The 1,013-nt window shown below is 61.6% G+C and carries 1 protein-coding gene; it reads right to left on the bottom strand.

What is annotated here, in order from left to right; translation table 11 throughout:
- Positions 1-893 (bottom strand): malic enzyme-like NAD(P)-binding protein (locus EOA85_RS35950; RefSeq protein WP_281033835.1); only part of this gene is annotated, 893 nt, incomplete at its 3' end.
- Between the last annotated feature and the right edge of the window lie 120 nt (positions 894-1,013).

Raw genomic sequence — 1,013 nt, 5'->3', positions numbered from 1 at the left:
GGATTGGGGTTGGCCAGCGCCAGGATCAGCGGTTTTGGCGCCATATGCTGGAGCAATTCCGGTTTCAGCACGCCGGCGGCCGAAAGCCCCAGGAACACGTCGGCGCCCGGCAGCACATCGGCCAGCGTGCGCGCCTCGGTGTCCTTCACATAAGGGTCCTTCCAGCGGTCCATCTCATCGACGCGGCCCTTGTAGGCGACGCCGAAACGGTCGGTGACCCAGATGTTTTCGATGCGCGCGCCCAGCAAAACCAGCAAGTTGAGGCAGGCAAGGGCCGCTGCCCCGGCGCCGGAGGTGACGATCTTGATGTCGGAGATCGTCTTGCCGGCGAATTCCAGCCCGTTGAGCACGGCTGCGGCGACGATGATCGCGGTGCCGTGCTGGTCGTCGTGGAAGACCGGTATGGCCATGCGGGCCTTCAGCCGTTCCTCGACCTCAAAACATTCGGGCGCCTTGATGTCCTCGAGGTTGATGCCGCCGAAGGTCGGCTCCAGCGCCGAGATGGTATCGACCATCCGCTCGATGTCAGGCGCGTCGATCTCGATGTCGAAGACATCGATGCCGGCAAATTTCTTGAACAGCACCGCCTTGCCTTCCATCACCGGCTTGGAGGCCAGTGGGCCGATATTGCCCAGGCCGAGCACCGCCGAACCATTGGAGACGACGCCAACCAGATTGGCGCGCGCCGTGTAGTCGGCGGCCGCCGCCGGATTGTCGCGGATTTCCAGACAAGGCGCCGCGACGCCGGGCGAATAGGCAAGCGCCAGGTCGCGCTGGTTGCCGAGCGGCTTTGTTGCCTGGATTTCAAGCTTTCCAGGCCGTGGATGCTTGTGGAAATAAAGTGCGGCTTCGTCGAGGTCCGACCGGGCTGCTTTTTTGTTTTCGCCTTCCATACGGGCCTCCCTGCGATCCTGCCTTGAAGCCCTTTTAGCATGCAGCGTTGGATTCGCGATGCCAAATGACGCAACCGCCAATTAGGCAGAAGAATCGTCAAAAATTCATCTATGTCAGAT

The sequence above is a fragment of the Mesorhizobium sp. M5C.F.Ca.IN.020.29.1.1 genome (assembly GCF_003997375.1).
Classification (GTDB): Bacteria; Pseudomonadota; Alphaproteobacteria; order Rhizobiales; family Rhizobiaceae; genus Mesorhizobium; species Mesorhizobium wenxiniae.
Note: the sequence above shows the minus strand (reverse complement) of the source record. Positions and strands in the feature narration are given on the sequence as shown.